The sequence below is a fragment of the Haemophilus sp. SZY H68 genome (genome assembly GCF_018829685.1).
Taxonomy (GTDB): Bacteria; Pseudomonadota; Gammaproteobacteria; order Enterobacterales; family Pasteurellaceae; genus Haemophilus; species Haemophilus haemolyticus_K.
The window spans coordinates 502,295-524,002 of the sequence record NZ_JAHKKB010000001.1; the positions used below are offsets into that span (position 1 = coordinate 502,295).

The 21,708-nt window shown below is 37.5% G+C and carries 24 protein-coding genes; 8 read left to right on the forward strand and 16 right to left on the reverse strand.

Features of this window, described 5'->3' with window-relative positions; all coding sequences use genetic code 11:
* Positions 1 to 60 precede the first annotated feature (60 nt).
* Positions 61 to 1,122: a protease SohB gene (gene sohB / locus KP712_RS02395; RefSeq protein ID WP_215770519.1), complete on the forward strand. Its 1,062-nt coding sequence runs from the start codon at positions 61 to 63 to the stop codon at positions 1,120 to 1,122.
* A gap of 191 nt (positions 1,123 to 1,313) precedes the next feature.
* Positions 1,314 to 2,168, forward strand: coding sequence for an OmpA family protein (locus KP712_RS02400; RefSeq protein ID WP_048952675.1), 855 nt, complete (start codon positions 1,314 to 1,316; stop codon positions 2,166 to 2,168).
* Positions 2,169 to 2,231: 63 nt separating this feature from the next.
* Here KP712_RS02400 and ytfE read toward each other — a convergent pair whose 3' ends face one another.
* Positions 2,232 to 2,903: an iron-sulfur cluster repair protein YtfE gene (gene ytfE, locus KP712_RS02405; protein WP_139989959.1), complete on the reverse strand. Its 672-nt coding sequence runs from the start codon at positions 2,901 to 2,903 to the stop codon at positions 2,232 to 2,234.
* A 239-nt stretch (positions 2,904 to 3,142) separates the two neighbouring features.
* On the opposite strand from ytfE, the gene KP712_RS02410 reads away from it, so the two are divergent.
* The 4 genes from KP712_RS02410 to cspD all read left to right on the forward strand — a co-directional run bounded on the left by KP712_RS02410 (position 3,143) and on the right by cspD (position 4,689).
* The gene (locus KP712_RS02410; RefSeq protein ID WP_048952673.1) at positions 3,143 to 3,457 is read left to right on the forward strand and encodes a YqcC family protein; all 315 of its coding nucleotides are present in this window, start codon (positions 3,143 to 3,145) and stop codon (positions 3,455 to 3,457) included.
* Positions 3,457 to 4,176 carry a tRNA pseudouridine(65) synthase TruC gene (truC, locus tag KP712_RS02415; RefSeq protein WP_215770583.1) on the forward strand — a complete coding sequence of 240 codons (720 nt, stop codon included), beginning with the start codon at positions 3,457 to 3,459 and terminating at the stop codon, positions 4,174 to 4,176. Before KP712_RS02410 ends, truC begins: the two co-directional genes overlap by 1 nt.
* Complete coding sequence (locus KP712_RS02420) at positions 4,169 to 4,321, forward strand: YoaH family protein (RefSeq protein WP_048952672.1); 153 nt, start codon at positions 4,169 to 4,171, stop codon at positions 4,319 to 4,321. The genes truC and KP712_RS02420 overlap by 8 nt, the downstream gene beginning before the upstream one ends.
* Positions 4,322 to 4,470: 149 nt before the next feature.
* Complete coding sequence (cspD, locus tag KP712_RS02425) at positions 4,471 to 4,689, forward strand: cold shock domain-containing protein CspD (RefSeq protein WP_048952671.1); 219 nt, start codon at positions 4,471 to 4,473, stop codon at positions 4,687 to 4,689.
* A gap of 65 nt (positions 4,690 to 4,754) precedes the next feature.
* Here cspD and matP read toward each other — a convergent pair whose 3' ends face one another.
* Positions 4,755 to 5,201 carry a macrodomain Ter protein MatP gene (gene matP / locus KP712_RS02430; RefSeq protein ID WP_048952670.1) on the reverse strand — a complete coding sequence of 149 codons (447 nt, stop codon included), beginning with the start codon at positions 5,199 to 5,201 and terminating at the stop codon, positions 4,755 to 4,757.
* A gap of 127 nt (positions 5,202 to 5,328) precedes the next feature.
* Between matP and KP712_RS02435 the strand changes: the two genes are divergently transcribed.
* Positions 5,329 to 7,089: a Lon protease family protein gene (locus KP712_RS02435; protein ID WP_065264784.1), complete on the forward strand. Its 1,761-nt coding sequence runs from the start codon at positions 5,329 to 5,331 to the stop codon at positions 7,087 to 7,089.
* A 164-nt stretch (positions 7,090 to 7,253) separates the two neighbouring features.
* Positions 7,254 to 7,787: a bifunctional 3-hydroxydecanoyl-ACP dehydratase/trans-2-decenoyl-ACP isomerase gene (gene fabA, locus KP712_RS02440; protein WP_048952668.1), complete on the forward strand. Its 534-nt coding sequence runs from the start codon at positions 7,254 to 7,256 to the stop codon at positions 7,785 to 7,787.
* An 84-nt stretch (positions 7,788 to 7,871) separates the two neighbouring features.
* Here the strand turns inward: fabA and hybG are convergent, their stop codons facing one another.
* From hybG to KP712_RS02510, 14 genes are all read right to left on the reverse strand, one after another.
* On the reverse strand, positions 7,872 to 8,147 hold the full coding sequence (gene hybG / locus KP712_RS02445; protein ID WP_118788296.1) for a hydrogenase maturation factor HybG: 276 nt from the start codon (positions 8,145 to 8,147) through the stop codon (positions 7,872 to 7,874).
* Between the two features lie 29 nt (positions 8,148 to 8,176).
* Positions 8,177 to 8,686: a hydrogenase-2 assembly chaperone gene (gene hybE, locus KP712_RS02450; RefSeq protein ID WP_215770520.1), complete on the reverse strand. Its 510-nt coding sequence runs from the start codon at positions 8,684 to 8,686 to the stop codon at positions 8,177 to 8,179.
* Between the two features lie 91 nt (positions 8,687 to 8,777).
* Positions 8,778 to 9,251 carry a HyaD/HybD family hydrogenase maturation endopeptidase gene (locus KP712_RS02455; protein ID WP_046949271.1) on the reverse strand — a complete coding sequence of 158 codons (474 nt, stop codon included), beginning with the start codon at positions 9,249 to 9,251 and terminating at the stop codon, positions 8,778 to 8,780.
* A complete protein-coding gene (gene hybC / locus KP712_RS02460) occupies positions 9,251 to 10,960 on the reverse strand; it encodes a hydrogenase 2 large subunit (protein ID WP_111407380.1) in 1,710 nt (569 codons plus the stop codon). The genes KP712_RS02455 and hybC overlap by 1 nt, the downstream gene beginning before the upstream one ends.
* Positions 10,960 to 12,186: a Ni/Fe-hydrogenase cytochrome b subunit gene (gene hybB, locus KP712_RS02465; protein WP_046952856.1), complete on the reverse strand. Its 1,227-nt coding sequence runs from the start codon at positions 12,184 to 12,186 to the stop codon at positions 10,960 to 10,962. The genes hybC and hybB overlap by 1 nt, the downstream gene beginning before the upstream one ends.
* Positions 12,179 to 13,219, reverse strand: a complete 1,041-nt coding sequence (gene hybA / locus KP712_RS02470) for a hydrogenase 2 operon protein HybA (protein WP_005636015.1) — start codon at positions 13,217 to 13,219, stop codon at positions 12,179 to 12,181. The genes hybB and hybA overlap by 8 nt, the downstream gene beginning before the upstream one ends.
* Positions 13,220 to 13,221: 2 nt before the next feature.
* Positions 13,222 to 14,367 (reverse strand): hydrogenase 2 small subunit, encoded by a 1,146-nt coding sequence (hybO, locus tag KP712_RS02475; protein ID WP_005636016.1) that lies wholly within the window; start codon positions 14,365 to 14,367, stop codon positions 13,222 to 13,224.
* 209 nt (positions 14,368 to 14,576) lie between these two features.
* Complete coding sequence (gene trpCF / locus KP712_RS02480; RefSeq protein WP_005636017.1) at positions 14,577 to 16,010, reverse strand: bifunctional indole-3-glycerol-phosphate synthase TrpC/phosphoribosylanthranilate isomerase TrpF; 1,434 nt, start codon at positions 16,008 to 16,010, stop codon at positions 14,577 to 14,579.
* A 40-nt stretch (positions 16,011 to 16,050) separates the two neighbouring features.
* Positions 16,051 to 17,052: an anthranilate phosphoribosyltransferase gene (gene trpD, locus KP712_RS02485; protein ID WP_005636018.1), complete on the reverse strand. Its 1,002-nt coding sequence runs from the start codon at positions 17,050 to 17,052 to the stop codon at positions 16,051 to 16,053.
* 52 nt (positions 17,053 to 17,104) lie between these two features.
* Positions 17,105 to 17,491 carry a tautomerase family protein gene (locus KP712_RS02490; protein WP_005636019.1) on the reverse strand — a complete coding sequence of 129 codons (387 nt, stop codon included), beginning with the start codon at positions 17,489 to 17,491 and terminating at the stop codon, positions 17,105 to 17,107.
* 48 nt (positions 17,492 to 17,539) lie between these two features.
* Positions 17,540 to 18,121 (reverse strand): aminodeoxychorismate/anthranilate synthase component II, encoded by a 582-nt coding sequence (locus KP712_RS02495; protein ID WP_005636020.1) that lies wholly within the window; start codon positions 18,119 to 18,121, stop codon positions 17,540 to 17,542.
* A gap of 12 nt (positions 18,122 to 18,133) precedes the next feature.
* Complete coding sequence (gene trpE, locus KP712_RS02500; RefSeq protein ID WP_215770521.1) at positions 18,134 to 19,684, reverse strand: anthranilate synthase component I; 1,551 nt, start codon at positions 19,682 to 19,684, stop codon at positions 18,134 to 18,136.
* 104 nt (positions 19,685 to 19,788) lie between these two features.
* A complete protein-coding gene (locus KP712_RS02505; RefSeq protein WP_111407385.1) occupies positions 19,789 to 20,619 on the reverse strand; it encodes a glycosyltransferase in 831 nt (276 codons plus the stop codon).
* Positions 20,620 to 20,741: 122 nt separating this feature from the next.
* Entirely contained in the window at positions 20,742 to 21,578 is an 837-nt protein-coding gene (locus KP712_RS02510; protein WP_111407386.1) for a DUF4198 domain-containing protein, read from the reverse strand.
* Positions 21,579 to 21,708: the final 130 nt, after the last annotated feature.

Below are 21,708 nucleotides of genomic sequence, written 5' to 3' on the forward strand. Positions count from 1 at the left end.
TGGAATTTTTTCCATAAAAAAGTATAGAATGGAGCGGATTATTCATCGTGAGGAGAAACAATGTTAAACGATATTTTAACGGGCTATGGAATTTTTGTTTTAGAAATTTTGACGGTTTTATTAGTGATTTTAGTCATTGTGAGCTTAATTATTTCACATCGTCAGAACAATAAAGTGAAAGTAGGCGAGCTGGAAATTAAGGATTTATTGGAAGAATTTGATAGTCAAGTTCGAGTGTTGCGCGATTTTAATTTTTCTGAAGAAGAGCTAAAACAACAAGCTAAAGCAGAGAAAAAAGCTGAAAAACAAAGAGCCAAAAAACGTAAAGAGAAATTAAAAAAAGGTGAAACTGTAGATGACGAAAAGAAAGGTTGTGTATATATTTTAGATTTTCATGGTGATATTTCAGCATCAGAAACAACCGCACTTAGAGAAGAAATTTCAGCAATCTTAAGTGTCGCAAAACCAGAAGATGAAGTATTACTACGTTTAGAAAGCCCAGGCGGTATTGTGCATGATTATGGGTTTGCCGCATCTCAATTAGCTCGTTTAAAACAAAAAGGAATTAAGTTAACGATTGCGGTGGATAAAGTAGCAGCAAGTGGAGGTTATATGATGGCTTGTATTGCTGATAAAATTGTATCAGCTCCGTTTGCTATCATTGGGTCGATAGGTGTGGTTGCACAAATTCCTAATATTCATCGTTTATTGAAAAAATATGATGTGGATGTAGATGTAATGACCGCTGGAGAGTTTAAGCGAACTGTAACAATGCTAGGTGAAAATACCGAAAAAGGTAAACAAAAATTCCAACAAGAATTAGAAGAAACACATCAATTATTTAAACAATTTGTTTTACAAAACCGTCCTCACTTAGATATAGATAAAATAGCAACAGGAGAGCATTGGTTTGGGACGCAAGCGCTAGAATTGAAATTGGTTGATGAAATCACTACAAGTGATGATTTGATTTTAGATAAGATGAAAGAAAAAAGAGTTCTAGCAGTGAAATATCGATTGAAAAAATCGTTAATAAAAAAATTAGGTCGCCAAGCAGAAGAAAGTTTAGCGAATATTATTTATAGTTATATGATGAAGAAGGTAAATAATTTTATTCAATAAACTTTAATTTCTTTACATTATCTTTACAAAAAAAACGGTTGATTTAGGCAAAATCAAGTAATTTGTTATTTACAAGGTAAAGTTTTGCCATTAGTATATGCGCCGAAACTTTGAAAGTTTTGTTCTTTGAAATTTATAAAGTTTAGTTATCCCTTTAATTTAGGGATTTTACAAATTAAAAGGTAAAACAAATGAAATTATCTCGTATTTTATTATCTACTGTTGCAATCGCAACTGTGACAGCTTGTGGTAACTTAAGCAAAGTAACAGATGCAGGTACACCTGAATATAAAGATGTAAATGGTGAGCAAGTACCACAATTAGTATGGCCAAAAATTGATACATCAGGTTTTAATCATGATGGTAGTCAATTTGGTACATGGCCAAATTGGTCTAATGTTCGTTTGATCGAACGTGGTCAAAATAAAGATCAAATTCGTCAATTAATCGGTGATCCTCATTTTGCTGAAGGTTTATACGGCGTAGAAGAATGGGATTATGTATTTAATTATCGTGAAAATGGGGTTCACAAAGTTTGTCAGTATAAAGTGTTATTTGATAAAAATCATAATGCACAATCTTTCTTTTGGTTCCCTAATGGCTGTAATGGTAATTCTGCATTCAGTTTAAGCGGTGATTTCTTATTTGATTTTGATAAAGATACTTTAACTGCGCGTGGTAAAGAAGTCGTTGATAACGTTGCAAATCAATTAAAGGCAACTGGTGCAAAAGATGTTAAAGTTGCAGGTTATACTGACCGTTTAGGTTCAGATTCTTATAACTTAAATCTTTCTCAACGTCGTGCAAATCGTGTTAAAGCACGTTTATTAGAAGATGGTGTTGTTGCTCAGATCAACGCAGTTGGATATGGTAAAAATCCACAAGTTAAGGCTTGTGATGATGTAACAGATAAACAAGCGTTAAGAGAGTGTTTAAGACCTAACCGTCGTGTAGAAGTGACGGCTTCTGGTTCTGTATTAAAATTACAGGAAGGTAGTCAATCTAATGGCGGTACTCAAGGACCAGCTCCTTTATACCAAAAATAATTTAGGTATTTACGTCATTAAAAACATAGGGCTAGATATTTTATCTAGCCCTTTTTACATAAATTATTTTTCTCTTAATACTCTAGGGAATAAAATATTATTCTCTAAATGAATATGATGCATAAGGTCATCAATAAACTCATTAATTCCACTGTATAGAGCTTTCCAACTAAAACAAGCATCAGAAGGTGCTGTACAATGATTAGTGAGAGATTTAACGACTTCTACATCTTGCCCTGCTTCATCATGCTCCATTTCCATTACACGGATTGGCATAGCTGCCATCATATAATTTTTGGCCTTAATCATTGGGAAAAGAATTTGTTCTTCTTTCATTAAATGTTGGCTTAATTCGATGTAAATTTTTTCTAGTTGTGCGGCTACACCAATTGGGCAATCTTCACGATCACCATGTACATTTTCAACTTTTTGAGCCAAGGTAATTAATTCAGGTAGCTGCTCTCGATGGCGATTATGGTAGCGTGTAATAATATGATCGATAATTTCGTCATAATGTGCAACATTCCAATCTTTATCATTATTTTCTGATTTACTTTGTTGTAAATGAGCTAAGCGCGTTTCAATCTCAGCGAGATTAAGATTTTTTTGCTGTGCAGCAACTTCTAGTAAGATAGAACCACCGCAACAAAAATCTAAATCATATTCACGAAAAATTTTGGTTGCTCCCGGGATAGAAACTGCTAATTCGCTAAGTTTTTGTTGGGCAAAAGACATAAATCACTCCTTCTTAAATGAAATAGAATAAAACCGATTAAAATAGTAGGATATTTTCTTTGTGATGGAAAGTGTTTATATTCATTTCTTGATAAAATGATGACTTAAATCAAGAAAAATACTTCAATAGTGAGATTAAGTAGTAAGGAAGATGATGATTAACGATTAAAATTATAGTACTTTTGCGAAATAGTATGATTTTTTGTAGAATAAGCATTATATTTTTTAGAGGAATTATTATGCGTAATCAAACAAAAAAGTATATCCAGCAATTACAAAATGTTATGCATTCTTTGTCATTATGGCAAAGCATTCCTCCAGCTGCGGATGCTTTTCTCAGTGAAGAACCGTTTTCTATTGATACGATGTCTGCTCAAGAATGGTTACAATGGGTATTTATTCCACGTATGCTAGCATTACTGGAAAGTGGTGCGCCGTTGCCAAATCAGATTGCAATTTCCCCTTATATTGAAGAAGCAATGAAAGAGTTTGATGAATTAGAACAATTATTGTCTCCTTTAATAGCCTTAGAAGAATTATTGAAAAATCAATGATATTAGAGATTCTATATCAAGATGATGTACTGATTGCGGTGAATAAACCTGCAGGAATGATGGTACATCGTAGCTGGCTTGATCCTCACGAAACACAATTTGTCATGCAAACTTTACGAGATCAAATTGGTCAGCATGTGTTTCCTATTCATCGTCTCGATCGTCCCACATCTGGTGTCTTATTGTTTGCATTAAATAGCGAAATTGCCAATATATTATGTCAGCAATTTGAACAGCGATGTGTGGATAAATCTTATTTAGCCGTCGTAAGAGGATATTTGGAGGGAAGGGACATCATTGACTATCCATTAAAAATTCAGTTAGATAAAATTGCAGATAAATTATCCCAAGAAGATAAACCTCCTCAAGATGCCATAACTAAATATGAAGGGATAAGAACTGCAGAAATGCCTTATCCGGTTGGGCGTTACCAAACTGCACGTTATTCTTTAGTGAAATTGATTCCTTATACGGGGCGAAAACATCAATTGCGGCGACATATGAAACATATTTTTCATCCAATTTTAGGGGATACTCAATATGGCGATTTACATCAGAATCGTGCATTAACTACTCATACAGGTTGTCAACGATTATTTTTGCATGCCTATGAATTAATATTTATTCACCCTATAACAAAAGTAGAGATAAAGCTCACTGCAGGTTTAGATGAACAATGGTTAAAATTAATGAATAAATTAGGATGGGAGAATGTTTGATATTATTTTAACGCATGAACAACAACAAAAAGCAGTAGAACAAATTCAAGCGTTGATGGCTAAAGGTGTAAGTAGTGGTGAGGCTATCCAAATTGTAGCAAAGGCAATACGAGAAGCACATAATCATAATAAAAAGGCATCATAAAACTAATTTTTTGTGATCTAGTTATCATTTTTGAAGATTTCTCATTGCATTATTTCATAAAATGACTGAACATATTAACCATACGAGGTGATAAGGCAATCGCCTTATTGGTATTTTGTTTTAATAGGCAAAGCCTAGAGAGGTCTTTTATGGAAATTGGTGTAGTGAAATGGTTTAATAATGCAAAGGGATTTGGTTTCATTTCCGCTGAGGGGGTAGATGCCGATATTTTTGCTCATTATTCTGTTATTGAAATGGAAGGGTATCGCTCTTTAAAAGCAGGGCAAAAAGTACAATTTGAAGTGATTCATGGAGACAAAGGCTCTCATGCCACGAAAATTATCCCTATAGTGGATAACCAGGAGTAATTATATTGCTCTGATTTTCTCTATTTAGTCCTAAGTAAAAAGACAAGAATTGCAGCTTGTCTTTTTTATTTGAGTAAATTCTTCAAGCTGTTTTTCATTGCAGCCATTTGATTTTCAAATTGTGCTTTACTTTCTCGCTCATCAATCATATAGGTAATAGTTTCTGATAATGTCATTTTCATTTTGCGAGAATATCTTGAAAGACGTTGCCATACAGCATATTCTAAATCGATAGACTTCTTTTTTGTATGCTGTTTTTCACCATTAAAAAAGCGTTTACGGCGCGCCCGAATAGCCTGATCTAATTTAATTGGAAGTGCTGGAGAAAGATGGTTTTTTATCCACGCTTCTATTTTTTCGGGATAATGTTGACAGGCTAATAATTCTTGTGATTTTGCCTCTTGTAGACTGCGTTCTTCATAACATGTAATATTTTCTCCTTCACGGTATTTTCGAATGAGATAAATCCATTTCCAATTAGCTTCTTGATTTTCAAGTTTTTGATATTTCATGTTTTAACTATTCAGTGACGTGGTAACTCGACTAGTGTAAGTCTTTTTAAATGAATTTTCTAGCAGATTTTTACAAGCGTATGAAATATGCGATAATAGCCCTAATTTTTTCAAAAAGAGAGTGACTGTGAGTTCATTTTTTCCTCAACAAGCCTTGGATTGGCAAGCGTTGCAACCAGATCTAGCTATAACTGAATTCCCACCAGAGACGGTTGATTTTTGGTCATTACAACCTAACGCTAAACAGGCTCTATCTGTATTTTTACGTCATCCTAGTCGTTTTTTGCTAATGCTTAAAGCTGATGATCAAGCTGAATATGCTTCGTTATTGGAATCCTTTACTAAGTTGCATCATCATCGTGAACAATCGGTTTTTGGCGTAAATTATGTTGTTGAGCAAGGAGACGCTTTTTCTTTTCCACGTGTTTATACAGAGATGGCCCATTCCCTAGACGATAATTTTGCTACGCTAGGTGAGGTGGTGAACGCACTTTATTGTGATCAATTTCAATTGTTTGGTTCTCTTCGTGTTCATCCTAGTTCGCATGATATTCAACTAAATCCTGGATTAGTTCATCGTGCAAATGGAGGAGTATTAATTTTAAGTGCAGCAATGCTATTATCTCAGTTTGACTTATGGTTACGACTAAAGCAAATTTTACAAACACAAACTTTTGATTGGTATTCAGCTCATCCTTTTAAACACTTGCCCTGCGATGTGCCTAGTTATAAGCTTAATTTGAAAGTTATTGTGCTTGGAAATCGCACAGAATTGGCAACTTTAGGTGAGTTAGAAGAATCATTATATTCTTTTGCTGATTATGCTGAAATTGAGAGTTATATTTCAGTGGCAGAAGTTGAATCTCAAAAGATGTGGGCTGGTTATGTGAATAAAATAGCACAAACACTTAATGTTGAAATGAATTTTTCTGCACTCAATAAATTATATAAATTATTAGTACGAGAAAGTGAAGATCGATTTCTCATTAATATTTCACCTCTTAAACTTAAAGAAATGTTACAAGATGTAGTGACATTAACGGGTAATTCAATATTAAGTGCGGATGATTTTGAAGCTGTTTTTCAAAGAAAATCTATACAATATGGCTTTTTGAAAGAGCAAACTTATGCTGATATTTTAAATGAACAAGTCTATGTAGAGACCCAAGGGGAAATTGTTGGACAGATAAATGGGCTTTCAGTGATTGAATATCCAGGCACGCCGGTGAGTTTTGGTGAACCCTCACGTATTAGTTGTATTGTCCAGTTTGGTGAAGGGGAAGTTATTGATGTTGAAAGAAAAAATGAGCTTGCAGGAAATATTCATAGTAAAGGTATGATGATTGCTCAAGCTTGTCTTTCTAATATTCTTGATCTCCCTTCTCAATTGCCTTTTTCTGCATCATTGGTGTTTGAACAGTCTTACGGTGAAATTGATGGTGACAGTGCATCGCTTGCAATTTTCTGTGTATTGGTGAGTGCTTTATCTGATTTACCACTACCTCAAAACATTGCGATTACAGGTTCTATCGATCAATTTGGTTTGGTTCATTCAGTAGGAGGTGTAAATGATAAAATTGAAGGATTTTTCACAATTTGTCAGCGTCGTGGATTAACAGGCAAGCAAGGAGTGATTATTCCTATGACAACTATACAGCAACTGAGTCTATCTGATGAAGTTAAAAGTGCGGTAAAAAATAATGAATTTTTTATTTATCCAGTAGAAGATATTTATCAAGCCTGTGAGTACTTATTTGAACGTGATTTATTAGATGAAAATAAAGAATATTCAGAAAAAACAATGCCTATTTCTCGTTTAATTCAACGTAGGATTGAAAATCGGCTCGATTCTGAAAAAAAAGGATTTTGGGATTTTTTTAAATCTTAATTAAAAAAGCGAACATTTGTTCGCTTTTCTTTTAATTATAATTAAACGACACTGATCCGACTAGTTCTGCTAACAAGTGTTCGCTATTTACAGATTTATTTATTCTTTCTAGAATATATTTAATCAGTATAGTGCTGAAATTATCATGTATATAGGAAGGTAAAATGCAAAACACTTGTACACCTAATAAAAAAAGCAGTTATTCATATGATGATTTGCTTGCATCAGGTCGTGGTGAGTTATTTGGTAACGATGGGCCTCAATTGCCTGCACCAACGATGTTAATGATGGACAGAATTATCGAAATGAATGAAGAAAAAGGCGCATTTGGTAAAGGTTATATTGAAGCAGAGCTTGATATTACCCCTAATTTACCTTTTTTTGGCTGTCATTTTATTGGTGATCCAGTTATGCCTGGGTGTTTAGGGTTAGATGCAATGTGGCAACTTGTAGGATTCTACTTAGGCTGGATTGGTGGCAAAGGAAAAGGTAGGGCATTAGGAGTTGGTGAAGTAAAATTTACTGGACAGATTTTGCCAACGGCTAAAAAAGTGATCTATCGAATTAATATGAAACGTGTTATTAATCGTAAGCTTGTAATGGGTATGGCTGATGGTGAAGTTGAAGTTGATGGACGTATCATTTATACCGCTACAGATTTAAAGGTAGGTTTATTTCAAGATACTTCAGCATTTTAGTTTTATAGAGCGGACAGGTATATCCTGTCCTACTCTTATAGGATTAAGCGATGAGATAAATTACATCGGATCAGTATGTTATCTTTATTTTTGATTCAATCCTAAAAAATCCCCAACTTCGTGTTCGAGCTGGCTCATAGCAAGTAAAGCTTCTTGAGTTTTCTTGGCTTCATCTTCATCAATAACACTCATTGCAAAGCCAACATGAACGAGAACCCATTTGCCAAGTAAATCGGCAGGATCTCCAGTGCAGACTAGAGAAATATTCACATCACGTTGTACGCCACATACATCCACGGTGGCAAGTTGAAGAGCGCTTTCGCCAATTTTAATAATTTGGCCTGGAACACCTAAACACATAATACTTTCACTCCTATTGAAATTTGTACCTATTTTACTATCGCGCGGAATAAGTTACGTCGATCTGGATCAAAAGTTGTTGCTTTTGTTGGCATAGATAAAATTATTCTGAGGCAATCTTGCGCGAGTTGAGTTGCTTGAGTATTTGTCATTGCAGGATCAATCGGAGAATGAAGGGAGCAACTAAGATATTGTGGAATATTTTCTAAACTACTCACTGTGAACGTGAAGGTTTTATAGGGCAGTCGCACTGAAAGTTTATCGCCAATTTCGCGCGGTTCCCATTCTTGATCTTTGCCTGGCAAAATGACAATACTTAACATCCAAGGTGTCACAACTGTACCTATCCATTGGTTTTCAAAAAGTACAAATTTAGGACAATAGCAGTCGATACCTTTTCGATAGAAAGGAAGATCTTTCATTTCTTCTGCAACTTTTCGCATTTCGTTATGGAAGATTGAAGATGGTTCTTCGGAGAAGCCTTGAATAACCCCTTCAAGTGCGGTGGTATTTTCTGGTGTTTTTTCGTGTCGATACATAATTATTAAAATTTATAGCGAGGTGAATTTCAACAATTCACGCATACCATAAGAGCAAATTATGGCGTGCGTGGAATGTATTATTTCTCATCTACATTTGAACGTGAAATCCATACTCTTTCAAAACGTTTTCTAATGTTTTAAAAATTTCTGGAAATTGTTTTTGAATTGTTTCACTTAATGCAATCTGTGGCTCAAAAGTTTCTGGTTGAACCCCAATTAAACATAGATTTTTAGGAAATTCATCCGTTAATTTTAACGCAGAAAGCACATCGCAAATACCAAGTTGGTGTGGTGAAATTTTACGCGAGAAAAATACCGGCACTTGCTCATCATGAAGCACAATGATTTCTCCTGGCTGTTTATTGGCAAGTACAGCATCAATGATGATGATGTGCTCACGATTCGCCATTTCATCCAATAATTCCATGCCACAAGTGCCACCATCAACCACGTCAAAGTGCGGTAAAATTTCAGAGCGATTTTCTAAGGCTTGGACGATTCGCACGCCCACGCCTTCATCGCCGAGTAAAATATTACCAACGCCTAAGATTAATGGCTTCATTAGAGCACCTTCACGTGTGTGACTTCACCATTTTCTGTGTTCACAACATGCACTGCGCATGACATGCAAGGGTCGAAAGAGTGGATTGTGCGCACAACTTCTAATGGTTTTGTCGGATCTGCTACAGGTGTACCGATGATGGAAAGCTCATAAGGTCCCATTTCATCATTTTGGTTACGAGGACCTGCATTCCAAGTCGATGGCACAACGGCTTGATAGTTTTCAATTTTGCCATTTTTAACGACAACCCAGTGAGAGAGCATGCCACGAGGCACTTCACCAAACCCAACACCTTTAAACTCACCAGTTTGTGGAATGTCTGTTTTGAGATAAGCAACGGTATCACCTGTGCCAATATTATCAACAAGTAGTTTCCATTGTTGTTCAAGAATATTATTTAGCACGCAACAATGTACGGTACGAGCAATAATACGCCCTAAGGTTGAATGTAAATGGTCAACAGATAAGGTATTGCCGCTTAGTTTTTCATACAACCCTTTAATATGGTTAAAGTGATGTAATGTATCTTTATTTTCATTGGCTAAGTTACACATTAAATAGGCAAGAGGGCCAACTTCAACAACTTTTCCGTAGAAACTTGGTGCTTTAACCCATGAATATTTGCCTTCATCTTGCCAGCCTGTATATTTCGGACGTGTTAAACCAGCCCAAGGTTCAAGCGGTTCATCGTCTTCATACCAAGCGTGTTTACCACTTTCTTTAATTCCTTTTACAACAAATTCATCTTTTTGTTGCGTAATTGAGCGGAAGGTCGAAATATCGAAGTTTTCAATATAGCCACCCGTTAGAGCAAATTTAGAATTATCACCGTCAATTGGATATTCAGGCACAGAAAGGTAGTTACCCGATGTTTTACCAAGATTAAGCCATTCAGGGTAATAAGCTGCAATGATCGCTGCATCAACACGATAAACTTGAGTCACGAAGTCATTTAAACGATCAATACAGGATTTTACAAACATTAAACGTTCTAAGTTTAATACTGATTGAGAGTCTAAGTTGATTGGGTTTGCTACGCCACCAATTGCTAAGTTTTGAATGTGCGGTGTTTTTCCGCCGAGTAATGCCACAATACGGTTACAATCACGCTGACATTCAAGCGCTTGTAAATAGTGGGCTACAGCGATTAGGTTTACTTCTGGCGGTAATTTCATGGCAGGGTGACCGAAATAACCGTTGGCAAAAATACCAAGCTGACCGCTTTCAACTAAAGATTTAATTTTATTTTGGACGTTGCGGAATTCATTAGCACTGTTTAGTCCCCATGTTGAAACACCTTTAAGCATTTCAGCTGCTTTATCGGGATCAGCGTTCAGTGCCGCAGTGATATCCACCCAGTCCATCGCAGAAAGTTGATAAAAATGAACGATATGGTCGTGCATGCTATGAGCAGAAAGAATCATATTGCGGATATATTGTGCATTCACTGGCACTTTAGCACCGAGAGCATCTTCTACTGCACGCACACTCATAATGGCGTGAACGGTTGTACAAACGCCACAAATACGTTGCATAATCATCCAAGCATCACGCGGATCTGAACCTTTCACGATATTTTCCATACCACGCCACATTGTGCCTGATGACCAAGCGTTTGTTACTACGCCATTTTCAATTTCGCAATCGATGCGCAAATGACCTTCAATGCGTGTGATAGGGTCGATTGAGATACGTTTTTTTTCAGTCATTATTCTGCTCCGCTCATTTTTTTACTGAATTGTGCTTTTTCGGCAATAATTTGTTCCGAGTCTTCATGATGTTTTTCTTTCAACACTGGTAAGACTGGGAATAGACGAATTATTAAAATATAGGCGCAAATTTCGATGGATACGAAACCAATAGAAATTAGCAATTCTTCTGCTGATGGGAAGTAACGATAGCCATTACCTGGATCGTACATAATCATTGAATAATTTAAACGCCATAGGGCTGCGCCGAGTAACATGCTCAAGGCTGAGATAAACAGCCAACGTGAATCAGATTTTTTCTCACCAAGGAATAAAGTGAGTAATGGCAATGTCATTAGCCATACTTCCATCCAAAACATCCAAGCTTCAAATTTACCAAGTTTATCGAATCCGAATACATAATGGAGTTTGTCATGGTAAATCAATTCGCCAAAGCGTACTGCAAGGAAAAGTGCGATTAATCCAGCGGTCACTTTCGCAAGCTGGGTAAAGAGTGAACGTTCATCTGGTGTTTTTCCTGCCAAGCCTGCGCGCACTAAAGAACCTTCAAAAATGACGATAGAAAAGCCCATAATAAATGCGGTGAGCAAGGATAAGATTGGTAATGCTTCATAGCTTTGCCACACTTGATGAACTTTATGACCAGCAGCGATCATTAATGAGCCCATAGATGATTGGTGCATCATTGGCAATAGTGCGCCAAGTGCGACGACAAAAAACATAATTTTGTTGAGCTTATTGAACCATTTTTTCAATCCTAAGAACCCGAGCCAGACTGGCGCAAATTCAAGGGTGACGACAATGATGTAAATTGTCATACAAAATGCGGTCTCAAATAACACCGAGTTTGTATTGAATTGGCCTGGAATGTAGAAGTAAGGCAAGTGCCAGTAACGCCCCATATCAATGGTGATGGAAAGACCACCTAATGAATAGCCGAATAAGCTGGCAAGCAATGCTGGACGCACAAGAGGGTGATATTTCCCTTTGTTGAAAATATATACTGTCCACGCTAATGCCCAACCCCCACAGGCAAAACCTGTACCTACAAGTAAGTCAAAGGAAATCCATAAGCCCCAAGGATAACCGCCGTTAAGTGCGGTGACGGAACCGATACCTAAGAACAAACGTTTGATAATTAATAAGATACAAATTACGGCCAAAGGTGCAAAAAAGAGAATACTGGCGGAAACTAATCTGCCGCCCACCGGACGTGGATTACCCATGATGTTCATCCTCCGCTTCTTCCATTTCCTTACGTGCTTGGCGCATCGCTTCTTTTTGCGCTTCAATTCGTTCGCGAATCTTATCGCCATGCATATTCTTATAAGTCATCATTGTTAAACCAGCTAACGCCACCAGTGGCAATGCCAAACCGCGATACAAGAAGTGTTGTAAATGCGCTGCGCGTGCACCTGTAGCAATATCATCTAACTCAGGGAAACCTAAATTTTCTTGTGGAACCGCACTTAACACTAATACTTGTGTCCCGCCACCTTCTTTTTCACCGTAAATACGATATTGATAGGCTGGCACAGTTGCACGATAAGTGTCTTTACTGTTTACGTGTTGGCGAGGATAGTCATATTCCGTGCCACGTAATAAACTTAAACGACGTTTTGCTTCTGCTAAAAGTTCTTCACGGGTACCAAAAATAATTGCCCCAGTTGGACAAACATGACAACAACCTGGTAATTCACCTTTATCTAAGCGTTCCACACCTTTTTGGTTGCAAAGTTCACATTTGCTGATTTGACCAAATGGATTGTCGTAATCATATTTTGGCACGTCAAACGGACAGCCCACCATGCAATAACGGCAACCAGTACAAATATCAGGATCGTATTTAACAATACCTGTTTTAGGATCTTTGGTTAAAGCCTGTACAGGGCAAACAGAAACGCAGTTTGGATCAACACAGTGCATGCATTGTTTTTTAACATAAGCATAACCGTTTTCTGTTTTATCTTTATTTTTTCCGTCGCCATCACTCCATACTTGAATCACATTGCGTGTGAACGGAGTGAGTTTGTCATTGTTTGCCCAAGTTTGCTCACCTTTTGGATTGACAGGTGTTTTATTCACTTGCTGACATTCTGCAACGCAAGCCTGACAGCCAACGCAAAGTGTGGAGTCATAAAGCATCCCAAGTGCGCCAGGAATGGGCGGAAGATTTTCCACCGCTTCGGCTTTTGCAACAGGCAGACCTGATGTGACAGTTCCCAGCAGACCTGCTTTAAGGAAATTTCGTCTATCCATCTTTAGTGTCCTTGATCTTGATTGGCTTGATTGTCTGCAACTTTGTTCGCTTTATGTTGTTTGCTCAATTCTTTCAAGGTCATCACGCTGACACCTGCTAAAATGGCTGCAGCACCGCCTAATAAGCCAATCGCCGTCATTGAGGCACCTTCGCCTTCAACATTGTTTACATCTGGTTTTTCCACCCGTGGCGTTGGATTTTCGACGTTCGCTAATTGGAAAATGCCTTTGGTAAAGCCGATACCTTGATCGTTACAGCCATAGCAAGGATGTCCGATACCCACTGGCCAGTTATTACCACCAACATCACAGAATTCTAGTGTAGAGCAGTTGCCGTAAGTTTCGGGCCCTTTACAACCTAAATGGTATAAACACCAGCCATGACGATGCCCATAATCGCCAAATTCTTTTGCAAAACGGCCTGCATCAAAGTGCGGTCGGCGATAACAGTTTTCATGGATTAGACGATCATAAGCAAACAATGGACGATTTAATTTATCCATTGCTGGTAATTTTTTATAAGTGATGATATAGGCAACGGTTGCCAAGAAATTATGTGGGTTAGGAGGACAACCTGGAATGTTAATAATTGGTGTACCTTTTGGTAAAACTTCAGAGAGACTGACCGCACCTGTTGGGTTGCCCCCGCAAGATGGAACACCGCCCCAAGATGAGCAAGAGCCAATCGCAATAATAGCAGCAGCACCTTTTGCGGCTTCACGAATATGTTCCACAATTGGTTTGCCTGCCACCATGCAGTACACACCGCCGTCTTTAATTGGAATGGAACCATCCACTACAAGCACATATTTGCCGTAATAATTATGGATAGCATTATGTTTATTTTCTTCCGCTTGTTCACCAAATGCGGCAGAAAGTACCTCATGATATTCGAGGGAAATCAAATCTAGCACGAGATTTTCAACAGTTGGGTGGGTTGCACGCAGTAAAGATTCGGTACAGCCAGTACATTCTTGCGCACCAATCCAAAGCACTGGTGGGCGTGCTGGACTGGTCATTGCTGCCGTCATTTCTGCGCCAGCTTTAGAATTTAACCCCATCGTAGCCGCAAGTGCGGTACATAATTTCATAAAATCTCGGCGAGAAACATCTGCCAATGCAGAAAAAACGCCATCTGGATTATTCATAGTATCACTCCAAAGACACACATTTATTGTGGAAATTGGCCAATGATAAATGTTTTCTTCAAAAAAAATTTGATCATAATCATGAAATGAAGAATTTATAGAAAAAATATGTCCAAATTGTGAACGTAATGTTATTGTATTTGAGAGGAGTTCTTATTTGTTTGAAAAGGAACAAAAATAAAGGCTGTAGAATACAGCCTTAGATTGGATTAAGCACAAATTTTTTCAAAAGCTAACCGCACTTTTTCTTCATTTTTTACGCCTGCAGAACTTTCTACTCCAGAATTAAGATCCAAGCCTAAGCAATTTTGTTGAATGGCTTGTTCCACATTATTTGGTGAGATGCCTCCAGCTAAAATAATCTTGTGTTTAAGATTTTCAGGAATTAATGACCAATCAAAAGTTTTTCCTGTGCCACCTTGTTGGTTCGCTGTTTGGCTATCAAAAATATAACGATCCACATTCAAATCATCGGTAAAATCGACCGCACTTTGGGTTTCAGTATTGACCGAAATCGCTTTCCAGATTTGCGTGTTTTTTGGTAGTTGTTGGCGAAGTGCGGTAATAAATGCTTCAGTTTCTGCACCATGTAATTGCACCGCATAAAGCTGTAACTGGTTGGCTATTTTTACGATAAAGTCAATTTCTTGATTCTGAAAAACACCAACAAATCGAAGTGGAGCAGCGGTTACCAATTCTTGTGCTTGGCGTAAACTTACACAACGTTTTGAATGTTCTGCGAAGATTAATCCTCCGTAAACTGCACCGTTTTCGTAAACGATTTTGACATCTTGCGCGCGTGTTAAGCCGCATACTTTATTTTCTCCAAAAATCACCGAGCGAACCGCATTATTCAAATCTTGGTTGCCCATTAAGCTGCTCCCAATTAAGAAACCATGCGCCACTTCTTGTAATTGACGAATTTGCTTGTGATTGTAAATGCCTGATTCGCTAATAATACGTACATCAGTAGGGATTCGGTCGGCGTATTTTTTAGTGAGTTCAACAACACGATTTAAATCCACAGTTAAATCGTGCAAGTTACGGTTATTAACACCAATAATTTTTGCACCAAGCGCAAGGGCGCGTTCAAATTCTTCTTCATTGCTGGTTTCAGTCAATACGCCCATGCCAAGAGAATGCGCAAGATCTGCCAGCACACGATAGGTTTCATCATTTACTACTGAAAGCATCAATAAAATAGCATCAGCTTGGTAGTAGCGTGCAAGATACACCTGATATTCGCTTATCATAAAATCTTTGCAAAGCACAGGTTGGCTCACGATATCGCGAACTAAAGGCAAGAACTCAAAATTCCCTTGGAAGTATTTTTCATCTGTTAGCACAGATACAACAGAGGCATAATGTTTATAGACATTGGCGATTTCTTCCAAATTAAATTCAGCACGAATTAATCCTTTGGAAGGGGAAGCTTTTTTACATTCCAAAATATAGGAGGGCTTTTGATGCGTGCCTTTTGCTAACGCTGCATAAAAAGAGCGGTCAGATTGTTGAATGTTTTGTTTAAATTGTGAAAGCGGAAATTCAGTTTCTTTTGCTTGAATCCATTGCGCTTTGTCTAAGATGATTTTTTGTAGCACCGTAGCGGAATCAATGGGTTTGGTAAAATCTTGAGTGATCATTATTTTTCTTCTTATTGTGGCGTATCAAATTAGCTTTTTATTAATATGTGGTTAATTTCTGTAATGTTTCAAAGGCTTTACCTGATGCGAGATGGGTTAGAACATTTTGCACATTTTGTTTTAAGTCATTATGCCCAAATAATTTCAATAATAATGCAGTGTTTGCCGCGACAGCATTTGCGTGTTCAGCCTTTCCTTTACCTTGTAAAAGTGCGGTGAGCATTTGGGCATTTTCTTGTGGTTCACCACCGCGAAGAGTTTCGAGGGATTGCGCTTTTAAGCCAAAATCTTCAGGCGTTAAAGTGAAATATTCAATTTTGCCATTTTTAATTTCTGCCACTTGTGTTTCACCGTGTAATGCGACTTCATCTAAGCCAGAACCATGCACAACAAAGGAATGTTGATGTTCTAAGGCAACGGCGGTTTCAGCATAGGTTTTCACTAATTCTGGTGCATATACGCCAAGTAAATGATAAGTCGGACGAGCAGGATTGATAAGCGGGCCTAAAATATTAAAGATAGTGCGCGTTTTTAAAGCAGCACGGACTGGCGCAACATGACGGAAGCCAGAATGATATTGTTGAGCAAATAAAAAGCAGACACCAATTTCATCTAATGCTTGTCGAGCTTGCTCAGGTGTGACATTCACATTCACGCCAAGTGCGGTTAACACATCGCTAGCACCTGATTTACTTGACACGCTACGATTGCCATGTTTTGCTACTTTTGTTCCCATTGATGCCGCAACAATCGCACTAGCAGTGGAAATATTAATGGTGTTTTGTCCATCACCACCCGTTCCTACAATATCCGCAAAAGGATAATTTGGATGTGGAAATGCTTTGGCATTTTGTAATGATGCGGCAACCGCGCCAGTAATTTCTTCAGTATTTACTCCACGTACTTTTAAAGCGATAAGCATTGCAGCAATTTGTTCATTGGAAAGCTCACCTTGGATGACTGCATTAAAAAGTGCGGTGCTTTCTGAGGTTGAAAGTGAATATCCGCTGTAAAGTTGTTCTAATAATGGGTTGTGTTGCATAGTCTATTCCTGTTCTTCTTTGTATGTGGATTTGTTAATTTTATATATTTTATTAAACATAAATATCGTAATCTAAATCGCGTGCTTCATCGCCTGTCATTCCACGGAATCCCCAGCAATGCGCAGGTTGTTCTTTAATCGTAATTTCCACATCGTGAGCTCGGATGCCGAGCTTATACTCCAATTCGCTAAACAGCATTTTTATCAAGCGTTTTTTCGTGCCTTCCATACGACCAGCCATCAGGTTAATTTCGATGACTGTGTAATCATCGCTACGGTCAAAAGGGTAGTAAAAATCTTCTTTTTCTAAACACAAAAAGCGAATCGCGTGTTTACCTTTCGGAATATCTAAGCCAAGGTAGAGGCTGTTATAAATGACTTCTGCCAGTTGTTCACGACGTGGTGCGAGTTTGGATTTAAGTCCGAATACGGTGATCATTTTTTCTCCTTTAAAGTGCGGTTAAAAATCACCGCACTTTTTGATGTCTTATCTATTTAACAACCATTCAATGGATTGTTGTAATAATTGCGAACCTTGCACAGTTAAAATACTTTCAGGGTGAAATTGGAATGCACAAATAGGTAAATCGCGATGACGAATTGCCATGATAATGCCATTATATTCCGCATTGACGATAAATTCTTTTGGTAAATCTTGTCCCATTAAAGAATGATAACGCGCCACTGGCATTGGATTAGAAAGATCTTTAAACATGGCTTCGTTATCATGGGTGATACGAGAAACTTTACCATGCAATACTTCGCCAGCGTGAACAACCTTCCCGCCAAAGGCTTGAATCAATGCTTGATGGCCTAAACAAATTCCAATAATTGGAACATGATTTTTTAAGCGTTCGATCAATGGCAGCAAAATCCCCGCTTCTGATGGTGTTCCTGGCCCTGGAGAAAGTGCAAGAATGGTATCTGGTGTATTGAGTGCGGTTTCTACCAGTTTTTCTAAATCGCAGTCATTGCGGTAAATTGTTACGTTGTGACCCAACACACGGAATTGATCCACAAGGTTGTAAGTGAAGGAATCGAAGTTATCTAAAAATAAAATATTAGCCATAATAATTCTTCCTTATTTTGCTTGTGTATTAACTTGACGAATTGCTTTTAAGACAGCCGCAGCTTTATGGCGTGTTTCATCGGCTTCCATTTGTGGATCAGAATCCAATACTTCGCCGCAACCAGCTTGTACATGGGCAATCCCATTTTGTACAAAAGCAGAACGAATCACGATACAGGTATCAAAATGTCCATCGGAAGTGAGATAACCCACCGCACCACCGTAACTATGGCGTTTTTGCTGCTCAAATTGATAAATAAGCTGCATTGCCTTGATTTTTGGTGCACCAGTTAATGTACCCATATTCATACAGGCTTGATAGGCGTGGAGTGCATCTAACTCAGGGCGTAATTTACCCACTACGCGAGAGACCAAATGCATGATGTGAGAATAGCGATCCACCTGCATTAATTCAGCCACTTTACGGGTACCGCTTTGGCAAACTCGAGCAATGTCGTTACGCGCTAAATCAACCAACATCAGATGTTCCGCTTGTTCTTTATGATCAAGGCGAAGTTCTAGTTCTAAACGTGCATCTAATTCAGGATCGATATTGCCGTGAGCATCAAAACCACGAGGGCGTGAACCTGCGATTGGGTAAATTTCTAATTGACGATTTTCAGGTTCATATTTCAGTGCACTTTCTGGCGATGCACCAAACAAAATAAAGTCTTCATCATTCATATAGAACATATAAGGGCTTGGATTATTTTGTTTGAGTTGGGCGTAACTAGCTAATGTATTCGGGCAAGCCAGGGAGAAACGGCGAGATGGCACAATTTGGAAAACATCACCAATGTTAATATGGTGTTTTAAGGCTTTCACAATGCCAGTAAATTCAGGATCGTCAAAGTTTGTTTTAACTTCATCACTTGCCGCTTTAATAGAAAGAACGTTATCAATATTTTTTAGCTTTTGCGCAATAGAAAGCGAGGTTTTCGCAATATTGACTTGTTCTTCTTGAGCAAAACAGAAACTTTTGAGTGTCGCTTGTTGATTTTGATGATCGATAGTAATGAGGTGTTCGGCAAGATAGAAACTGTAATCAGGGCAGTTGATACCATCATGTTGTAATGTAATACCATCCATTGGAATAAAATTTGCGACGAGATCGTAAGCAAACAATCCACCTAAGAAAATAGGCGTTTGGCTATGTTGATAAAGACTAGAAATAACACGCAGTCCATCAAAAATAGTAGCAGACTGTAATTTGCTATCTTCATCAAGTTGATTATTAAGTGGTGAAAATTGTACAGAAAATTCATCTTCAAAATTGACCGCACTTACTTTTCCAAGTGCGGTTAATTTTGGATGAATTTCTTTTAACACTTGTTTTCCATTCTCATTTAATGCTTTAAATGTGACGTTGTGACCTAAGCAAGTTATTTTAACCGCAACATTGACTAAGATAAGACTTTGTAAACTGTTTTTACTCCCGATTTCGGCTGAGTCGAGTAGAAGAGAATTTGAATTAGGTTGGCAAAGTGTATTAAAAATAGCAGTAGTGTCAGCATAATAAGGAACGGGTTGAGCTGTCACCGCAATAAAGGCTTGAGTTTGCATATTGATATCCTTTTGGAAACTTTTGTACTATTAAACTAGTACATGAGAAATAAGTCAAGCCTGAATTAAGATTTTTTATGTTTTTTGATGAAAAATGTTTACTTTTATTCCTTTGCCCAAGGGCGATCTCCGTAATATTCAATATTTTGCTGATTAATTAGCTTTAATATGCTGGCAGAAATATGATCATTTAATTCATCTGATAGTGTTAATTGGGGGAAGAAACTACGAGCAACGATTAATTTATTAAAATCAACGGTATATTTGACAGTATATTTTCCAGAAGTTTGTCCCATTAAACCTAAATCTTTTAGGGCTGATAAAAATCCTCGGTCACCGATAGATGGGGTATACCAGCCATACGCTGCTTTCTGGGCTATTTCACGAGGTACAGCATAACAATTAGTATCGATATGAGAATTGATTCCATTAAAGTTAAAATGTATTTGTTGCTGAATATCCTCTATTTTAACATCTACGAAAATATCGCTTTTTGTATTCCAAGTCCCGAGAGATTCAAAGTCATCATTGCAAATAAATTGATGATTTGAATCGTAAAAAGCTCGTAAGGAATAAGCAAAATCAGCACCTTGTTCAATCATGTTTACTAAGCTTTCCACGTGATCTTCTCGTAGCTGATTATCATCATCTAAATAACAAATAATGTCTTCTTCAACAAGAAAAGCTGCAGCAGCATTAATGGCCCCATTGAGAATACGATTTTTACCGGTATTCATCGGTAAATAAATTGGTACGACATTGGGGAATTGTGCCAATATGGAGTTTGCTTTATCGCAAAATATATTGCCATCGACAAATACATAATGCTTACATGGATAAGTTTGATTTTGTACGCTTTCAATAGCTAAAACTAATTCTGGACGACCAATTGTTGAAGTGACTACTGCAACGGTTTTACTATTTTGTTTGTTCATTGATATACATCTCTTTTTATTTTGCTATATTGAATAAAAATGGATATTCTTCGTAAGAAAAATATCCATTTTATTGTTAGCGTTTTTGCATTCTATCACCACTATTTTGTGGTGTATAGACATTAATGATGGTGATGCTCTGGTCGTGGCGGCAGTTTATCTAAACCTTTTCCAATTGGAAGAATCAATGTTGAGTAGTTTGCCGATTGTTGGCAAATTTGTTGTTCTGGAAATGAAGTTTTATGAATAACTTTGATTTTCCAAATTCCCTCAATAAGAGGAATAATATTTACACGACCTTGTTCATCTGTTTTCCCTGAGAATCCTTGTGGTTCACGATGTCCATCAACGGCCTCAAAATCTTTCATTGCGATGGTATCGGATGTCGCAATGACGGTTTCTCCCGCTAAAGGCTGATCATTATAGAAGATTTGAACAGGGAACGGTTCGCCTGCTTTTACTTTACTTGGATCTTCTAATGGTACAATTTCAAGTGGCAAACCAATACGTGTTTTTGCCATTTCAACATTTAATTTTTGTTTGCCTACAGTAATAAGTTTTTTAGCAAACATTTGGGTTTCTTCACAATAGGTTGCATTAGGTAAACCTTTTAAATTTTCCATTTTCCAACCTTCTGCATTTTGTGACCAGAATGTTGGTTTGTATGTTGCTGTTACCCAGTAAGAGCCATTAGTTAAAGGTTTACTTGATTGATATTGGTAATTTTCTCCTTTTTGAACCAGTATTTGTTTTTCGCCATCTTGGCTGATAACTTCCATTGGCGCAAAAATTTTTAAACGAGCTTCAGGAATTTTTTCTACATAAGGATAGTGACCATATCCCATATTAGCCTTTAATATACTATCTGATGGAATTTGAGCAGGAACATCAACCCAAAGATCATGAGCTTGGGCGATACTTATAAATGCAAGTAAGCTTGCAATAAGTGTTTTTTTCATTTTTTGTCCTTAAATTAAAAATGAGGGGGAAATAATTTCATGGATTTTAAATAAAAACGAATCTCATTTAAAGGGGTTTTGTAGGAAAAGTGTGGATTTGTGATCTAAATAACAAAAGTGCGGTAATATT

Coding starts and splice junctions, on each gene's coding strand:
- sohB (WP_215770519.1), top strand. CDS start 61: ATGTTAAACGATATTTTAACGGGCTATGGAATTTTTGTTTTAGAAATT.
- KP712_RS02400 (WP_048952675.1), top strand. CDS start 1,314: ATGAAATTATCTCGTATTTTATTATCTACTGTTGCAATCGCAACTGTG.
- ytfE (WP_139989959.1), bottom strand. CDS start 2,903: ATGTCTTTTGCCCAACAAAAACTTAGCGAATTAGCAGTTTCTATCCCG.
- KP712_RS02410 (WP_048952673.1), top strand. CDS start 3,143: ATGCGTAATCAAACAAAAAAGTATATCCAGCAATTACAAAATGTTATG.
- KP712_RS02420 (WP_048952672.1), top strand. CDS start 4,169: ATGTTTGATATTATTTTAACGCATGAACAACAACAAAAAGCAGTAGAA.
- cspD (WP_048952671.1), top strand. CDS start 4,471: ATGGAAATTGGTGTAGTGAAATGGTTTAATAATGCAAAGGGATTTGGT.
- matP (WP_048952670.1), bottom strand. CDS start 5,201: ATGAAATATCAAAAACTTGAAAATCAAGAAGCTAATTGGAAATGGATT.
- fabA (WP_048952668.1), top strand. CDS start 7,254: ATGCAAAACACTTGTACACCTAATAAAAAAAGCAGTTATTCATATGAT.
- hybG (WP_118788296.1), bottom strand. CDS start 8,147: ATGTGTTTAGGTGTTCCAGGCCAAATTATTAAAATTGGCGAAAGCGCT.
- hybE (WP_215770520.1), bottom strand. CDS start 8,686: ATGTATCGACACGAAAAAACACCAGAAAATACCACCGCACTTGAAGGG.
- KP712_RS02455 (WP_046949271.1), bottom strand. CDS start 9,251: ATGAAGCCATTAATCTTAGGCGTTGGTAATATTTTACTCGGCGATGAA.
- hybC (WP_111407380.1), bottom strand. CDS start 10,960: ATGACTGAAAAAAAACGTATCTCAATCGACCCTATCACACGCATTGAA.
- hybB (WP_046952856.1), bottom strand. CDS start 12,186: ATGGGTAATCCACGTCCGGTGGGCGGCAGATTAGTTTCCGCCAGTATT.
- hybA (WP_005636015.1), bottom strand. CDS start 13,219: ATGGATAGACGAAATTTCCTTAAAGCAGGTCTGCTGGGAACTGTCACA.
- hybO (WP_005636016.1), bottom strand. CDS start 14,367: ATGAATAATCCAGATGGCGTTTTTTCTGCATTGGCAGATGTTTCTCGC.
- trpCF (WP_005636017.1), bottom strand. CDS start 16,010: ATGATCACTCAAGATTTTACCAAACCCATTGATTCCGCTACGGTGCTA.
- trpD (WP_005636018.1), bottom strand. CDS start 17,052: ATGCAACACAACCCATTATTAGAACAACTTTACAGCGGATATTCACTT.
- KP712_RS02490 (WP_005636019.1), bottom strand. CDS start 17,491: ATGATCACCGTATTCGGACTTAAATCCAAACTCGCACCACGTCGTGAA.
- KP712_RS02495 (WP_005636020.1), bottom strand. CDS start 18,121: ATGGCTAATATTTTATTTTTAGATAACTTCGATTCCTTCACTTACAAC.
- trpE (WP_215770521.1), bottom strand. CDS start 19,684: ATGCAAACTCAAGCCTTTATTGCGGTGACAGCTCAACCCGTTCCTTAT.
- KP712_RS02505 (WP_111407385.1), bottom strand. CDS start 20,619: ATGAACAAACAAAATAGTAAAACCGTTGCAGTAGTCACTTCAACAATT.
- KP712_RS02510 (WP_111407386.1), bottom strand. CDS start 21,578: ATGAAAAAAACACTTATTGCAAGCTTACTTGCATTTATAAGTATCGCC.